The organism is Kiritimatiellia bacterium, assembly GCA_026417735.1.
In the GTDB taxonomy this organism is placed as follows: domain Bacteria; phylum Verrucomicrobiota; class Kiritimatiellia; order PWTM01; family PWTM01; genus CAACVY01.
In genome coordinates this window covers 503,642-520,936 of sequence record JAOACR010000009.1, presented here as the reverse complement: position 1 = coordinate 520,936, position 17,295 = coordinate 503,642, and the positions used below count along the sequence as shown (strand labels likewise).

General features: G+C 67.0%; 9 protein-coding genes. All 9 read left to right on the top strand.

Annotated features, from left to right (window positions below):
* Nucleotides 1–141: 141 nt before the first annotated feature.
* Entirely contained in the window at nt 142–852 is a 711-nt protein-coding gene (locus N2652_05780) for a hypothetical protein (protein ID MCX7818703.1), read from the top strand.
* An 82-nt stretch (nt 853–934) separates the two neighbouring features.
* The gene (locus tag N2652_05775) at nt 935–3,373 is read left to right on the top strand and encodes a DNA translocase FtsK (protein ID MCX7818702.1); all 2,439 of its coding nucleotides are present in this window, start codon (nt 935–937) and stop codon (nt 3,371–3,373) included.
* Complete coding sequence (locus N2652_05770) at nt 3,370–4,014, top strand: helix-turn-helix domain-containing protein (protein ID MCX7818701.1); 645 nt, start codon at nt 3,370–3,372, stop codon at nt 4,012–4,014. The genes N2652_05775 and N2652_05770 overlap by 4 nt, the downstream gene beginning before the upstream one ends.
* Entirely contained in the window at nt 4,011–4,613 is a 603-nt protein-coding gene (gene pgsA / locus N2652_05765; protein MCX7818700.1) for a CDP-diacylglycerol--glycerol-3-phosphate 3-phosphatidyltransferase, read from the top strand. The genes N2652_05770 and pgsA overlap by 4 nt, the downstream gene beginning before the upstream one ends.
* A 178-nt stretch (nt 4,614–4,791) precedes the next feature.
* Nucleotides 4,792–5,796: a hypothetical protein gene (locus N2652_05760; protein MCX7818699.1), complete on the top strand. Its 1,005-nt coding sequence runs from the start codon at nt 4,792–4,794 to the stop codon at nt 5,794–5,796.
* A gap of 14 nt (nt 5,797–5,810) precedes the next feature.
* On the top strand, nt 5,811–12,503 hold the full coding sequence (locus N2652_05755; protein MCX7818698.1) for a hypothetical protein: 6,693 nt from the start codon (nt 5,811–5,813) through the stop codon (nt 12,501–12,503).
* Between the two features lie 61 nt (nt 12,504–12,564).
* Complete coding sequence (locus N2652_05750; protein MCX7818697.1) at nt 12,565–13,422, top strand: hypothetical protein; 858 nt, start codon at nt 12,565–12,567, stop codon at nt 13,420–13,422.
* Between the two features lie 207 nt (nt 13,423–13,629).
* Nucleotides 13,630–14,616 (top strand): PstS family phosphate ABC transporter substrate-binding protein, encoded by a 987-nt coding sequence (locus N2652_05745; GenBank protein ID MCX7818696.1) that lies wholly within the window; start codon nt 13,630–13,632, stop codon nt 14,614–14,616.
* 74 nt (nt 14,617–14,690) lie between these two features.
* Nucleotides 14,691–17,264, top strand: coding sequence for an ABC transporter permease subunit (locus N2652_05740; protein MCX7818695.1), 2,574 nt, complete (start codon nt 14,691–14,693; stop codon nt 17,262–17,264).
* Nucleotides 17,265–17,295 lie beyond the last annotated feature (31 nt).

Here is a 17,295-nt window from a genome sequence, read left to right as displayed (position 1 = left end):
AACTTGAACCCTGGGTGGGCGTCGCCTAGACTGCCCGCGTGGGCCGTGCCGGTCGGCGAGGAACGAATGCAGCCGAACTGCGGCGCGGCGGAGCAGGTGCGCCGATCGCACAGCGCGCCGGATGAACGAACAGGAGTTCCCATGGGTCTGCTGGAAGCGATAGCGGGGCTGTTTTCCTCCGACACGCCAGCCGTGAGCGCGCGCATGATTGTGGACGGCCGTGCGTTGCTCGGTGTGCGGCCGGAGCAGCGGCCAGGCCCGCGTGACATGATCGCGTTGCTCCACCGGTTGGGTCGGTTTGCGGAACAGGAGAAAATTCCCTCCGCGGTGGTGTTCGATGGGGAGCCGCTGCACCGGGCGGGCGATGGTGATCAGTTCCAGGGCGTCACCGTCTACTACGCGGAGTCGCCGGCGCGGCGGGGTGCGCGTCTGCTGGAGCTGGCGCGTGCGGCCGCACGGCGGGGGCCGGCGACGCTGGTGTGTGACGATCCGGAAATCGAACGTCAGGCTGCGGAGGCGGGCGTCGTGACGCTGCGAGTTGCGACGCTGCGCAAGGCAATGGAGTCCTCCGGCGAGGCGGGCGCGGAGCAGCGGCAGCCGGGTGGCCGGCGTCCGGACGCGCGACCGGGGCGGGAGGGCGGTGGTGGGCGTCGCGGGCGGCGCCGCCGAGGGGGTGGAGGAGGGGGCGGTGGGCCGCGGGTGGCCGAGACAGCGCCGGTTCCGCCGGAGACCGCGGGCGCCGCACCGACCGCAGCTGGCTCAACGGAACAGCCACGGCCGGCCACTGAGCCGGCGACCGCGCCGGAGAAGGATGAGTCGGTGCGGCGCTGGGTGGATCTGGTTGAGGAATAGCCGGCCGTTTGCTGGGGGTGGTCGTTCGGCCGGCTGTTACCCGGCCACCCCGGAGGGCGATCGGGCCGGACGGTGAGACGCGATGGCGGTCCGAAGGACGACGGGGGACGGTGTTGGCTGGCGGGAGTGTGCCGGCTTTCTGCTGCTCTTCGGCTGTCTGATGGCGCTGTTGGCACTGGGCTCGTACGACCCCTTTGACGTGCCGGCGAATGCGGTGCCGCCAAACCGGCCGGTGCAGAATTTGATCGGACTGGCCGGTGCATGGACAGCCTACGGCCTTTATACCTTCTTAGGGTTGGCCGCGTGGGCGCTCGTGTTCGGCTGGTTGGTGTGGACGGGGTTCTTTTTCTTCCAGCGGATCGGCCCAGTGTGGCCGCGGGGGCTGTGGTTGCTGCTGCTGGTCGGTGGCTGGACGATGCTGCTGGACTTGCGGCCCGGCATCACGGCGGATTGGGCACAGCGGCTGAACCTGCCCTCGCCGGGCGGAATTTTCGGACTGTGGCTCGGGCGGCGCGTGATGACGCCATGGTTTGGCGAGCTGGGTGCACTGATCTTTGCGGCGACATCTCTCGCCGCCGGACTGGTGTTCTTTTTGCGGATCAGCCCCTATCGTGTGGGCCGCGCAGTAGCGCACGCGGTGATGCGGCTGTGGGCAGGCTGGCAGGAAACACGATGGCGGCGGATGGACCGGCTGGCGCGCCTCGCGGAGGCGGAAAAGCAGATTGCGCAGAAGCGGCGGACGATTGAAGAGGCGCTGCGACGTCACGGCGAGATTCCGGACCGGGTTACGACAACACCCGCGGTGCGGTCCGATCCCGTGCCTCCGCCCTCATCCAAATCGCCCGACCGGCCGGCTGGGTCGCCGGTCGCCCCCACAGCCCCCTCTGCGTCGGCACCGCCGACCAACGCAGCTGCGGGAGCCAGCGCTCAGATGTCCGGCGCCGACCGTCCCCTCGTTGCTCCGGCCGGCTCGGCGCCGGTGACGACCTCTGCGGAGCCGGGCTTGGCCCGTACCTGGACACTGCCAACCACCGATCTATTGGAGCCGCTGCCGCCCGATGCGGACCGGGTGATCGTTGATGATCTTCAGCGCTCCCAGCAGACGTTGATCGAGACGCTGGCGGACTTCGGCATTGAGGCAAGAATCACCAATGTGGAGACTGGCCCGGTCGTCACCCGCTACGAGCTGCTACCTGCGCCCGGAGTGCGCGTGGAGAAAATCGTCAGCCTGAGCAACAACATTGGTCTGTCGCTGAAGGCGGAGAGCGTGCGCGTGCTCGCACCGGTGCCGGGCAAGGGCGTGATTGGCATCGAAGTTCCGAATCCGAAGACGTCGGTGGTTTTCTTGCGCGAGGTGGTGGAGAGCGAGGCCTGGCGTGCGACCACCGCGGCGCTGCCGCTGGCGCTAGGTAAAGACGTCGGCGGGCGGGTCCTGATTGCGGACCTTGCGGACATGCCGCATCTGCTGATTGCCGGTGCAACGGGTTCGGGTAAGACGGTCTGCATGAACTCGCTGCTCACCGGTCTGTTGATGTGCCGCACACCCGATCAGCTACGGCTGCTGCTGGTGGATCCAAAGATTGTCGAATTCGCGGCGTTTCGGGACCTGCCTCACCTTGTGGTGCCGGTGATCACCGATGCGAAGAAAGTCGCGCATGGACTCCGATGGGCGATCCAGGAGATGGAGGCCCGCTACAAGCTGTTCGCGCGCGCCGGTGTTCGCAACATCCGGGCGTTCAACTCCCGCGCAATCGCGCGGCAGCCGGATCTATTCGGCGGGGTGGAACGCGCGACGGCGGGCGACCTGCCGGAGCGACTGCCCTACATCGTGATCGTGGTGGACGAGCTGGCCGACCTGATGCTCGTCGCGCAGGCGGAAATCGAGAACCAGATCGCCCGGCTGGCGCAGCTCTCGCGCGCGGTCGGCATTCACATGATTCTTGCAACGCAGCGCCCCTCCGTGGACGTGATCACCGGCACAATCAAGGCGAACTTTCCCGCGCGGATCGCGTTCCAGGTGGCGCAGAAGAACGACAGTCGAACGATCCTCGATGCGAACGGGGCCGACAAACTGCTCGGCCGGGGCGACATGCTGTTTCTGCCGCCCGGCATGGGACGGCTCGTTCGCGCTCAGGGGTGCTTGGTCACCGATCGCGACGTGTTGGCGGTCGCCGAGCATTGGAAGCGGCAAGGGCCGCCGGCGTATGAGACGGGTGTGGTGGAAAAAATCGAGAAAAAGAATGCGGAGATTCCCGACCTCGAGGAAGATGAGGAGCTGATCGAGCAAGCGATCGAGGTGATCCGGCAGACGCGCCGCGCCTCGACCTCGTCACTGCAACGGCGCTTGCGGATCGGTTACACGCGCGCGGCGCGGCTGATGGATCTGCTCGAGGAGCGGGGGATCGTCGGCCCGGCGCAGGGGTCCGACCCGCGGGAAATCTTGATTGATCTGGATGGCGAGATTCCGACGAACCCTGCCGGCACATCCGGCGGACCGTCGAAAGACGAGACGAGCCAATGAGCACTTCTCAGGACGGCGCAGAACTTTCCCTCGGTGCCCGTTTGCGCGAGGCGCGGCTGCGGCGGCGCGTCACGCTTTCCGAGGCGGCGGAAGCGACGCGGATCAAGGCGACCCAGCTCGAGCTGATGGAGAACGACCAGTTCGACCGCGTCGGCGCGCCGGTGTATGTGAAGGGGTTTCTGCGGTTGTACGGGGAGTATCTCGGACTGGATCGGGAGGAGTTGGTGCGTGAGTACCTGCGACGGTGGGGGGCCACCCGTCCGGTGCTGACGCCGGAAGTCACCTCCCGCGTGGTGCCGCGCCGCCTGCCGCCCTCGCCCGAGCTGGCGCCACCAACCGATCTGGTCGGCGAGGGTGGGGCCTCCGGATCGGCGGCGCCGGCCTCGGGGTGGACCGACCGCGCGCGGTCGCTATACGAATCGCCGGCGCTTCGCCGATTCGTGCGGACGGTGTTGATGGCGGTGTTCTCGATTGGCGCCGGCTGGATCGCGATCCGCGGCTTTTCGCTGTGGGCTCGCCAGTGGGCGCGGGAAGCCGCGCGACCACCCGTGGTGGGCACCGATGTGATCGAACTGCCGCCCGATCCGTATCTCGACCCTGCCGGCGTACGCGCGGGCACGCCGCCGGCCACCCGACCATGAATCTGCCGAACGCGCTGACGATCGGTCGGCTGCTGCTGGCGGGCGTGCTGCTGCTGGTGATGAGTGTGGGCCGCGCCGGGGTGGCTTCGGTGGCGGTGGTGATCGTTCTGGCCGCGGCGGCGACCGACTGGCTCGACGGCCATCTCGCGCGCGCGGGGCACGGCGTCACGCTCCTGGGGCAGCTTCTCGATCCGCTGGCGGACAAGGTGCTGGTCTGCGCGGCGCTGGTGAGTCTGGTCGAGACGCGATTGCCCGGCGCTCCGCGCGGACTGGTGCCGGCGTGGGTCGTCGTAGTGATCCTCGCGCGGGAGTTTCTGGTGACGGGTCTGCGAATCCTGGCCGGTCGTTCCGGGCGGGACATTTCGGCCGAATCCTGGGGCAAGCACAAGACCATCGGTCAGATTGTTGTGATCCTTGTGATTTTCGCCGGTCTGGCGCTGTACCAGGATGTGCTTCCCGCGGTGCGACCCGCGGCGGTGGCCGACTTCGGACGGGTGCTGCAGCGAGGGGCGTATCTGCTGTCCCTTGCGGCTGCAGCGATGACCGTCGCTTCCGGACTGCTCTACCTGCGCCGCCATCGCGACCTGCTGAGGGGATAGGCTGCGCCGCCCGCACGCGCCAGGTGGCGCGGCTGCGTTGGAGCGAAGCTGGCGCGACGGGGGCGCGAACGTTGTCGCCGGCGGAGGGCGGTGCGCGGAAAAGAAGCTGACGGGATGTGGTTTTTTCATCGGTGCGGGTTGCTGTCGACCGGCGGCTGTGGTTTACTTCTTCAGAGCAATGAAGCAGCGCGCACAGGCCCGGGCTGCTGCGCTGGCAAGGGTGGCGGTGCTGGTGGCGGCGGCAGCGGTGGTGGTTGTCGTGTGGCGATGGCGCCCCGGCGCAACAAAACAGCCAGCCGATATTCTGGAACCGCGTCCGCACGACGAGGTCCGTCCGCTGGTTGCACCGGCGTCTCCGGCGGTCTCCTCCGAGCAGTCCACCGAGCGCGACATGGTGCCGACGAAAGTGGTGGACCGGCGCTTCACGCCGGAGCAGCAAGCGCGTTTGGAGGAGATCGGGCGCGAGTTCGGTGAGCTGGAGTCCCGCCGCATTGAGGCGGAGCGCCAGTGGACGCTGGCGAGGGCGGAGGCGGCGGGCACGCCAGCGGTGGCACCTCTGGTGGCGGAGCTGCGCGCCGCACGCGAGGCGCTGGAACAGCGTTTGCGCGAGTTGCCGGGGCGGATGGAAGCGGAGCAGCAGAGTCGGGCGGCTCAGACGCGCGCGGCGGAAGCCGCTGCGCGGTTGGCCGGGCTGAAACAGCATGTGGAGGAGCACTTGGCACGGGCGGATGCCGGCCCTCAGGAGGGGTGCGAGTGGTGCGCGCGCGACCGCGCACGGATGGCGGTGGCCGAGGCCCGAACAGATCTGGCGAGGGAGATGATGAAAGAGCTGGCCGAGACGGGCCGCGCCGCCCGTGAGGCGGAAATGGCCAGCCGCACCGCCCGGCAACGGCTGGCGCAGTTGATGCGTTCGGCCCGAACCAACGAGCAGTTGCGGACGTATTACGAGCGGTTGCGCGCCGCGGCGCAGGCTCTGGAGGCGGCAATGGCGGCGGTGCCGGGTGTCGCGCGATGGCGCGAAGATGCCCAGGCGGCCCTCGCTCGGCAGCGCGAGCTGATGGATGAGTGGCGCGAGATTCACCGCAGCGCGCCGCTCGTGGATCCGGCGACGGGCGAGACGGTTCAGACACGGCAGATGGCGGCCGCCGCGGACGCGCCGGAGCGTGTGCGGACGACCCCCTGAAGGAGACTCGGACCATGCAGCGCCGATGGTTGAGAATCGCAGCGATGGTGACCATGCTCGGTGGTGCGGCGCGCTGGGCGCCCGTGCGGGCGGTCGAGCCCATTCCGGACTGGGTGACGCCGGTGTTTCCGGCTCTGGTGCCGAAATCCGGCCACACAAACGGGATCCCGGCAAATCTTGCGCGCAACTTCATCGAGTATGCGTACCAGACGCGGTACGAAAATTTCTGGAAGGAAATCTCGTACTTTGACTACAACCCCTCGACCGGGGTGAAGCTGCGCGGGGCGTACGGGGACACCAAGACCTTCGGATTCGTGACGATGCCGTGGCCGCTGCGCTCCCGGCCGTCCCGCGGGCCGTTCGTGCGGGGCACCGGGCTCCCCGACGCGTTCAATTTCGAGACCGACGAGGGACGCAATCCCGACGGCGCAGTGAACCTCCCCTCCGGCGAGATTGGCTCGCCGAACCGGCGGTATTCGCAGAACGCCTTCAATTCGCTGTTCTACGCATTTTCGTACGACGCTGCCGACACAGACGAGGTCTGGACGCCCGGCGAGGCGTTCGTCGACGCGAACAACAACGGCCAGTGGGATCCGCCGCAACCGGGCGAAGATTTCTGGGACAGCGACCATCTCGTCGCGTTTGCCGGTGAGCCGACCGCCTGGAATCCCCGCAACACGGATGGGGCCTGGAGCCAGTATGGTGGCGAACTCTTCGCCGACTACAACGACAATGGCAGCTACAACCGGATCCTGACGATCTACGTTGCGGTTGGCGGTGTGCAGGTCGCGATTGGGGGGCACAACGAACTGGATCTGTCGCCCGACCCGGGCACGCCGGGCAGCAACGAGGGCGACTTCACCCACGTGATCGTCACCAACACGGCGATCCCGATGCCGTATCCGATCAATCCCTATCCAATCCCGGGCTCGCTGCCCGACGGCACAACCATTCCGCCCAACGGCTACCTGGACGCCACCAGCGACGGGGCCGGCACATTGCAGATCGTGGATACCGGCCTTTACATCGAGTATCAGGCGTACTGCTACTCCAACGCGCAGGCGGCAAGCCGTGGTTACTTCCTGTGGGCCGACGTGGTGAAGTCGCCTGGCCCCCCGCCGGCGAATGCGTATCCAACTCCGCAGACGGTGCGCGCGCGCTTGTTTGCGGCGCGTGAGCTCTATGGTACCTACAAGCTGGCCACCGCAACGCCCGCGTCGGGCATCCGGCTGTATGGCGATTTGCGCTCTCCGGTCGTGTCTCAGCGGCCGGCGTATCCGATCCGCCGCATCACCAACTCGGAGGACGGCCAGCCCACGGATCCGGTCCCCGGCGAGCGGTTTGAAGACTTCCTTTCCATTTACGATCCCGCCCGCGGCGCGCATGCGTTCGTGCAGTGTCCGCCCGCGCTGCTGCCGAACTGCTCGGAGGAGCGGGGGAACCGTCTGGCCAACGGGAGCATCAACACTCGGAACCGGCCAATCTCGTTCACGTACACCTTTTACACGAACTACTTGGCGTGGAACTATCCGGGCGCATGGACCGCGCTGGTCGCTCGGGCGTTCAATGGGCGGTATGACGGACCGGACGACTGGACCGACCAGGGAGTGTCCGGCAAGTGGGTGTGGGATGCGCGTGCGACGCCGGTGACCGCCACTGCGCCGCCAACGCCCGGCACGGTGGACGCGAGCGGGCGATTGCTATGGACTTCAGCGGCACCGGGCGGGGGATGGGATCCACGGTCCGGCTATGCGACCTGGGACGACTGGTACGAGCAGGTTTTTGGTCAGGGCGTCACGCCGGCACCGGCCTTTCCGGGCGGCATTTACCAGATTCAGCGCTATACGCCGAACAGCGGCCGGGATACGAACACGTTCTGGATCCCGGCGACGTCCTGGGGCTATGACAGCCCCGCCGAGTACTGCGACATGCCCTCCTCCATCTACCACCTGTTCGGCGATTACACGGTCGGCGACACGATCAACTGGCGGGTGACCAGCTCGGCCGACGTCTTTGAGTTCGCCGCGACCAACGCGGTCGCGATGGTGATGGGCGACGGGCGACTCGGTGAGGTGACCTCCCCCTGGAACGAGGCCATCTGGGGGCATGACATCGAAGGAACCGCCAATTTCTATGGGCCGGGAGATGGCTTCACGCCGAGTGCCGGACCGTACGCGTTCCTCACCATTGCCGGCAACGGCTATGACGGCGCCAACCAGATGACCATTGAGTTTCTGACTCATCGCCGGGACGGCGTTCCCGGTGTGGACGTTCACCCCCGCCAGTTCCGCGACACGAACTGCGACGGCTATCTCGACGGCGGCCGCGAGCTGCAGGGCGAGGCCAACTATCTTGCCGACACACCCGATCCAGGCGTGCACTCGTGGTACCGCTTCATGGAGCATTTGATCGAGCTCTGGGACCAGAGCGAAGACTTTGCGCAGCTGATGGGCCGCACTTCGCTCGGCATCCTCTATGCGTATGGCATCTACCCCGTCTCGCCGGGCCACGAAGGTTGGGCTGCGCTCGGCGGCCCCTCCGGCCAGATGATTCCATTCATCAGCCGCGACACCAACGCGGTGCTCACAATGTTCTTCCAGGTCCGGCCGCTGAACGGAGCGGGCGAGAATCCGCAGATCCGGCCGGACGGTGTGTTCGATCCCACCTGGGATCCAAACCAGGCTCCGGCGGCGCAGGACTTCGGCATGGGCCTGTTGTCGCACGAGCAGGGACATGACCTGATGGGTTGGCCGGACCTCTACGATTACGACACTTGGTCGGGTGGAAACCCTATTGTGAACTGGCCGATCGGTAGCTATGACCTGATGTCGAGCGGCGCGATGGTGCATGGGATTCCGGACCTGAAGATGATGGCGGGCATCGGCGGGCCGTGGATCAGTCCGCAAAACCTGGCGAGTTTGCTGCCGCTGGACGGCGGGCCGGTCACACTGGACTTCTTCCCGGTGGAGCGGTACGGCGATCAGTATTACTTCTTCGGCAACCCCGCGAAGCCGGCGGAAGGGTTGTGGATGTGGTACACGGACAACAACACCGCCTACCCGGTCGTCGGTGGTCGCGGCATTTACATCGAGCACTTCGACTACAGCGATTTTGAAAACGCGGTGCCGATCCAGCAAAAGGTGAACAACCACTTCACCTGGGAGATTCTGCAGGCTGACGGCCGCACCGACCTGCAGGACGGACTGAACCTTGGCGACAGCGGTGATCCCTTCCCGGGCAGCCGGAACATGCGAGTGTTCAGTGAGGACACGCAGCCGGCGTCGCGCTGGTGGGACCAGACGCCGACGGGCATCCGAATTACGAACATCGAACTGCCCCCACCGGGCAGCACGCTGCCGGCGCGCGTCACCTTCGAGTACTTCTCGCTCGGCACCACGTGGGGCACCGGGCGTGGTGGCGCCGACACTGATGGCGACGGGATCCCCGATGCCTGGGAGTTTCGCTACTTCCAGAACCTGACAGCTGTGAACGGGACCTCCGACTATGATCTCGACGGATTGCCGGATTACGGCGAGTATCTGGGCGGCACGAATCCGACCATCATGGATACCGATGGTGACGGCGTGCCGGATGGTTCGGATGATACCGACGGCGACGGAATTTCGAACCGTGATGAAGTCGTCGTGTACCGTACCGACCCTGGCAATGTGGACACGGACGATGACAGTCTGACGGACCTGTACGAGATCACGCAGGTCGTCTTCGATCCACGCGACTCGACTAGTCCCTCGTTCCAGCGTGCACTGCGTTTCTTTGGCACGGCGGGCTCGTACCTGGAGCTGCAGCGCGAAGATCCGGAACGACGGTGGCAGACGGGGAGCCTGACCGTGGGGGCATGGATCAGTCCGCTGGCTTCGATGTTGGGCGTCGGCGGAACGATCTACCAGCGAACATGGTCGCACGGCGTCGCCCAATCGCTGACGCTGGGGCTGACGCCCACCGCGCGGCCGTACGTGCTATGGAACACGGGGCTGGGAACCATCGCGGTGACCAGCGCGGTGCCGGTGCCGTTGGAGCCAGTGGCGCCCAATCCGCTGTTTGTCACCAACTGGACCCACGTGGCCGCTTCGTACGATGAGACCACGCGCCTGCTGGGACTGTGGGTGAACGGCTCGCTGGCAGGGACGGTATTCAATTCCACGGCGTCGGGCCTCACCAACGCAGCGAACCTCGTCCAGCGCGTCGGGCAGGGATTCATTGGCCTCATTGACGAGCTGGCGGTGTGGAACAGTGCACGGCCGCCGGCGCTGACGGGGCTGAGCGGCAGTGAGAGCACGCTCGCCGGCTACTACAAGTTCGACGACTTCACGTTCGCCACCCGCGGTGCGGATGCGCTGTGGGGCACCGCCGACGACACCGCGCCTCGACGCGGGCAGGTGGAAGACTTCCGGTACCGCAACGAGTGGACCAACCACTGGCGGCATGCGGCGTCGCTGATCGGCAATGTGGCGTTCTTCACGAACCGGTTCCTGCACATCCAGGTGCTCGGCGACGACAGCGAGGGGGACGGCATGCCGGATCTCTGGGAAAACCGGTATTCGGGTGTGCTAGACCCGCTGATCAGCGATTCTCATCTGGATTCAGACCAAGACGGCTGGATCAATGAGGACGAGTTCCTGGCGTCCGTTCTCACGGACGGCACCTATTCGAACGCGCCGAGCCCGGTTTCCGCCCTCTCGTGGCCGGTGCCGTTGATTCGCAGCACCGCGAAGTCCGCCACGCTAACCAACGCGGCCGGCCAGTTTGTGGTGGCGCTGTACACCACGAATTCGATGGAGGGAGTGCCGGACGGGGTGGTGGTGATCCCCGCTGGCAGCGTGCCGCTCACGAACCCGTTCACAGTGCAGTCGCAGGGCTATTCGGCTGGCCGGATGAAGGGCGGTCCGAACTGGGCGTACGCGTTCCGGGATTTCAACAACAATGAGACGTGGGATCCCGGCGAACCCTTCGGGCTGGCGGAAGGATTGCCGGTGGGCGGAACGTGGGCGTTTGATGAGTTCACGTTCGGGCTGTCTGTGGGCCGCCAGGGCTTCCACCGATTCTCCTGGCCCGCGCAGGGAACAACGAGCGACTACCGCGTGATCGTTCGGGCGGCGAACGGCGCACAGGTTCTGGATCGGTTCATCCGGGGGCGGACATTCTTCCACGAGGGGGATTTCATCGCGGCAGGTTACTCGAACGGGCTGAGCTCGGTCTCCACCTGGCAGTACTTCGTGTACCGCGCCACGGACGATCCGTTCAAAGTGCCCGCCATCACCTCCGGCGCGTTCAATGTGACATTCGGCACCGCGAACAAGCTGCCCGCGGCGCCGACGCCGGTGACCGCGAATGGCACGGTGCGCCGCGCAGCGGTGGATTGGCTCGCGTTTGTCACCGACACCAACGCGGTGCGCTACGAGCTGGTCGTCTACAGTGCGGGTGGCACGCCGGTGTTCAGCCGGCTGGATTTGACACCGGTCGCGGACAATGACGGTGTGCAGCGAGTGCGGGTGCCGATCTATGAGGATGGTGTCTATACCTGGCAGGTGCGGGGCTGGAACGCTCACGGCGCGGGCGCATGGTCGGCGGCCCGCACCCTGCACGTGAACCTGGCCGCCGGCCCGGGCGGCCCGTACGACATCGCTGGCGAGGTGTTCTATCAGGGCAAGGTGTTGAACCCGCGGATCATCGTCGAGGCGTTCGGCTCCCGTGACTTCCACGGTCTGCCGTGGGCGCGCACGGTTGTGCAGAAAGTCAGTGTGACCAACGAGGGCGTCGCCGGCCGTGTGGAGTTCCGGCTGCGTGGTCTGAACGCGGGCACCTACTACGTGCGCGCGTACATGGACCAGAACGCGAACGGTCGGCTGGACGCGTGGGAGTCGCGCGGATGGATCGCGCTCAGCACCACCCCATATCGTGCGGCGGACCTCGCACTGCCGCCGAGCCTCGGCGGCCGGGTGCTGGTGCTGCGCGATCGTGACACCGACAACGACTGGCTGCCGGACGCGTGGGAGTGGTATCTCAACGGCAGCCTCGCGACAATGGGGCGCGGTGCGCTGCGCGGCTGGACTGACACGGATGCCGACGGTCTGAACGATCTCGAGGAATATCTGGAATCGGCGGTGGACAGCAACCCGCTGCTGGCGGACACCGATGGCGACGGCATTCCGGACGGTGTCGAGGTGATGCTCCACGGCACCAATCCGCGCCTGGTCGACACCGATAGCGATGGTGTCGCCGATGGAGTGGAGCTTTCGATTGGCAGTTCGCCGCTGCTGCGTGACTCCGACGGCGACGGCGTGCCGGACGGCCTTGAGCTGGCGCGGGGGGCGAGCCCGCTGCTGGCGGACACGGATCGGGACGGATACCCCGACATCCTCGAGATTGCCGCGGGTACCAACCCGAACGACCGCACTTCGGTTCCCGGCTCAGATCAGCTGATCGAGATCTCCTCGCTGCGCCGGACAGGCGGTTCGCTTGAAGCCCGCGCCCGGCTCGCGCGCGGCATTTCGCGGTTGACGGAGCCGATTGAGATCTGGATGGAGGCGGCGCCGTCGCTCGCAGGGCCGTGGAGTCCGCTGTCGGGCAGCCCGGCGCAGAAAGCGGCGACGGTGAACCCGGCCGATCCGACGACGGTTTCCGCCGCAGGCGATGACACCGGCGCGAAGGTCCGCTATTATCGCCTGCGCTGGCGCCTGAGGAACTGACGGGGGTCGGTGGCGCTTGAGGAAGGCAGGTGTGGACGGCGGGTCCCGTGAGGAGAACGCGATGAAACTACGGTGGTGGGTTTGCGCGACGGCCGGAGCGACCGCGGTGCTGGTGGGTTGTGACTGGGAGGCCGGCAGTGGCGCGCAGACGGTGTCGAACCGTTACAACTGGGTGAACTTCAGCGGCGTGTACCGGGCGGTGAGCGGCGCGTTCCTGGTCAACGAGCCCGGCAGTGGCGGCAGCGCCACCACCAACACGGTCTCTGGCGAACGCGTGGCGACTGCGGTGGCGGGGCAGAGCACCTACGCGGGGGTGCTTTCCCGCCGGCGCGTGCTGCCCGGCACGTTCCAGATCGTGGCCGGGGTGTATGTGCTCACGGACAATGGTGCCGGAGTGCTGTCAGGCAGCGGCAAGACTGGCTCGATCGTCTATCAGACCGGCGCTTGGAGCATTGACCTGCTCGGCGCCTGGCCACCGGCCGGCACGCCGATCCTCGCGACGTATCAGTATCTGGACGATGCGGACCCAGGCAGCTCGGGTGGCGGGTTGTACACCTTCTCGATCACACAGTCCGGCAACGCGATCACCATCGTGGACAGCAGCGGCGGTACCTATTCGGGCCGGATCTCCAGCATCCGTAGCACCGGCGGGGTGTCGAGCGATGAGGCCTCTGTGACGCCGCTGCAGCCGGTGGTTGGCGACACGCTGGTGGCCTCATTCGAGGCGGAGGGGCGGTCGCGTGCGGGCGTAGCAGTAAAAATTGTGGGCACTCTCTCCGGTACCGTTGCGGGTACCGCCGGCGGGGGCGGCGGTGGTGGCGGCGGGGCGGTGCAAATCTATCTCAACAACCGGCGACTGCAGGGAACCTGGATCGAGGCAAACGGCCGTACCGGCGATATCGTCGGTGTGGCGCAGTAAGGCCGATCCGACCCGAACGCGAACGGCGCTCGTGCGAGCGCCGTTTCGCTTTTGTAGCTTCCACTGCCGTCGGATGAGGCGGAGATTTTTCTTTCACGGAAACCTAACCATTTTGCAACAATCGGGGGACAACCGCCCGCGACACTGATATCGCCGGCCGGTTTGCGTTCGTCGCGGATGAGCCGCCGGCGGCGGGGAGAGATGCGGATGAACAGCTCATTGGTTCGCGTGGCGGTGTTCGCAGGGCTGGCGGGCGCCGGGGTGCTGGCGGCTGCGCAGGTGCGGGTGGATGAGGCGCTACCGGCGTATCGACCGGTACAGGGCATTGCGGGTTCCATCAAGAGCGTGGGTTCAGACACGCTGAACAATCTCATGACCCTCTGGGCGGAGGGGTTCAAGCGCTATTATCCGAACGTTCAGATCGAAATTGAGGGCAAGGGGTCTTCTACTGCGCCTCCCGCGCTGATCGCCGGCACGGCCACCTTCGGTCCAATGAGCCGGGAAATGAAACAGGCCGAGATTGACGAGTTCGAGGCGAAATTTGGGTACAAGCCTACCGCGCTGCCCGTTGCGGTAGACATGCTGGCGGTCTACGTGCACCGCGACAACCCGATCCAGGGTCTGTCGTTGACCCAGGTCGATGCGATCTTCTCCAAGACGCGCAAACGCGGGGCGCCGGCGGACATCGTCAACTGGGGCCAGCTTGGCCTCGGCGGAGAATGGGCAACGCTGCCGATCAGCCTGTATGGGCGGAACGCCGCGTCGGGCACCTACGGTTATTTCAAGGAGCACGCGCTGGCGAAGGGTGACTACAAGGACTCTGTGAAAGAGCAGCCCGGTTCTTCTGCCGTGGTGCAGGGGGTGGCCAGTGACCGTGGGGGGATCGGCTACAGCGGCATCGGCTACAAGACCGCCGACGTGCGTGCAGTCCCCTTGAGCGAGCGCGACGGCGAGGCGTTTGTGCCGGCCGACCCCTCGCACGCGTACACCGGCGACTATCCGCTGGCGAGGATGCTCTACATCTACGTAAACGCAAGACCCGGCGAACCGCTCGATCCACTGCGGCGCGAATTCATTCGCTATGTGTTCAGCCGTGATGGGCAGGAGCAGGTGATCAAGGACGGCTACTTCCCCGTGACCGCTGAGATCGCCCGGCAGGCGCTGAAGTCGGTTGGCCTGGAACCGGGATTCTAGGCCCGGCGGGGAAGCGGCTCGCTGCGGCGCAGCGGAGCGGGATCGGCTCGGCTCCTCGACGGCGAACGCGTAGCATGCGAGCCGTGCGCACACCGCGGACTACCACTGCGCGGGTCCGGGTCGTCGACGCGATCTCCCGCTGGGTGATCACGATCGGCGGCCTGGCCACCGTTGTTTCGGTGCTGGGAGTGTTCGTGTTTCTGCTCGTGGTGGTACTGCCGCTGCTGCGCCCGGCCGACTGGGGCGCATGGGAAGCGCTACCTCCTGGCACCCTTCCGCCGGGGGCCGTCGCGATCGCAATGGACGAATCGCGTATGCTGGCCGTCGGGATGGGCGGCGATGCCGCTTGGTCCGTCGCGCCGGTACGGCAGCCCGTCACAACACCGCTTCGATTCATGCCGCTGGAGGGGCGCGCCGTAACCGCGGTGTGTTGGGATCCGATCCAGGGTACCGCGCTGGCCGGTCTGCGGGACGGCGCGATCGCGACGATTCGGATCAGCGGCCGGACCGAATGGCAGGGGATCGGCGCCGCACCGGAGGGGCTGGCGGGTTTGGCCGTTGGCGGGGAGCTGTGGGACGGCACCGGGGTATGGCGACGCGTCGAGACGGACCGCGCGGTGCGCTGGTGGTTTGCCATGGAGCTTGCCGAGCTCGCACCGCCGGCGGTCACCTCGGCGGTGCGGCAGATTGATTTCGTCTCCGGACCCGACGGGTTCGTGCAGGTCGCGCTGCACGAGGACGGCACGCTGGAGGCCGTTCGTCTCCGTCAGCGGCGCAACATGCTGACCGGCCGCGTGTCGCTCACGCGCGCGGTGGTGCCGATCGCCTGGACGCCGCCGCCGGGGCGTGGGGCGCCCACGTTTGTGGGACTGTCCGGTCTCGGCGATGCGCTGCTGATGCTGTGGCCCGATGGTTGGCTGCAACGTTACGACGTGCGGGACGCCGAACGGGCGCATCTTGCGGAAGAGCTGGACGTGCTGCCGGAGCCGGAACGGCGGGTGACGGCGGCTCGCTTTCTGTTGGGCCGCTCGACGCTACTGGTGGGCGATTCCGGCGGCCGGATCGCGTTGTGGTTCGCTGCGCCGGTCGAGGGCGATGCGACCGGCGCGCGGCGAATGGTGAGCCCCCGCCACTTCCAAATGGCCGGGCGGACGGCGGTGACCACGCTGGCGGTGTCCTCGCGGTCGCGCATGTTCGCGGCGGGCTCGGCGGATGGGCGGATCGCCATCTGGCATGCGACCAGCGGCAAACGACTCGGCGATCTGCAGGTGCCGGGGGGAGGGCCGTTGGAGGCGATTGCGTTCAGTCCCAAAGAGGACGCGCTGATCGCGGGGGGAGGGGGGCGCGCCTGCATGGTGGCGATGCGTCCCGGGCATCCGGAGGTCTCGCTCCGGGCATTGTTTGGTCGTGTGTGGTACGAGGGAGCGTCGCGTCCCGCGCACGTATGGCAATCGTCCTCCGGCACGGACGACTTCGAGCCAAAGTTTGGACTGATGCCGTTGGTGTTCGGGACCGTGAAAGCGACGGTGGTCGCGATGGTGCTGGCCGCACCGCTTGCGCTGCTCGCCGCGCTGTACAGCAGCGAGTTCATGCGGGCGCGCTGGCGGGCGGTGGTGAAGCCGACGATCGAGCTGATGGCGGCGCTACCCAGCGTGGTGCTCGGGTTTCTGGCCGCGCTGGTGATCGCGCCCTGGGTGGCTGCGAACCTTCCGGCGGTGATCGCCTCGTTCGGGACGGTACCGCTGGCGCTCGTCGCTGGTGGCCACTTGTGGGCGCTGCTGCCGCGAGGTGTGCAGCTGGCCGGGGCGCGTGTTCGGCCGCTGGCGATGGCCACCATGGCGATGCTCGGCTTTGCGGTGGCCGGTCCCGCCGGAAGAGCGTGTGAACGGTGGCTGTTCGCAGGCGACGTCATGCGTTGGCTCGACGGGCAGATCGGAGGCCCCTGGGGGGGCTGGGCGGTGATTCTGCTGCCGCTTGCACTGGCGGGCTCGGTGTTTGTGGTCGGGCCGCGTTGGGACAGCGCGGTGGCGCGGCTTCGCGTCAGCTCGGAGACCGCGGTCGCCGTACTCGAGCTGTTCAAGTTTTTGGGCATGCTGGTGATCGCGGCCGCACTGTCCGCGGGTGCCGCGGCGCTGCTGACACTGGCGGGCGCAGATCCGCGCGGCGGACTGGTGGGTACCTACGTGCAGCGAAACGCGCTAGTCGTCGGCGTGGTGATGGGCTTTGCGATTATTCCGATCATTTACACGATCGCGGACGATGCGCTGATTTCGGTGCCGGAGCACCTGCGCTCCGCGTCGCTTGCGGCGGGCGCGACGCCGTGGCAGACCGCGGTCCGGATCGTCGCACCAGCCGCGGCGGGCGGAATCTTTTCGGCGGTGATGGTGGGACTGGGCCGCGCGGTGGGGGAGACGATGATCGTGTTGATGGCCGCCGGGAACACGCCCATCATGAGCTGGAACGTGTTCAACGGTTTCCGGACGCTGTCCGCCAACATCGCGGTGGAGCTGCCGGAGGCGGTACGCAACAGCACCCACTACCGCACACTCTTTCTGGCCTCGCTGGTGCTGTTCCTGATGACGTTCGTGGTGAACACCGTGGCGGAGGCGGTCCGGCTGCGGGTGCGGCGGAGGCTGCGCGAGCTGTGACGGCCGACCGGACCACGACCGAGCGACGGCG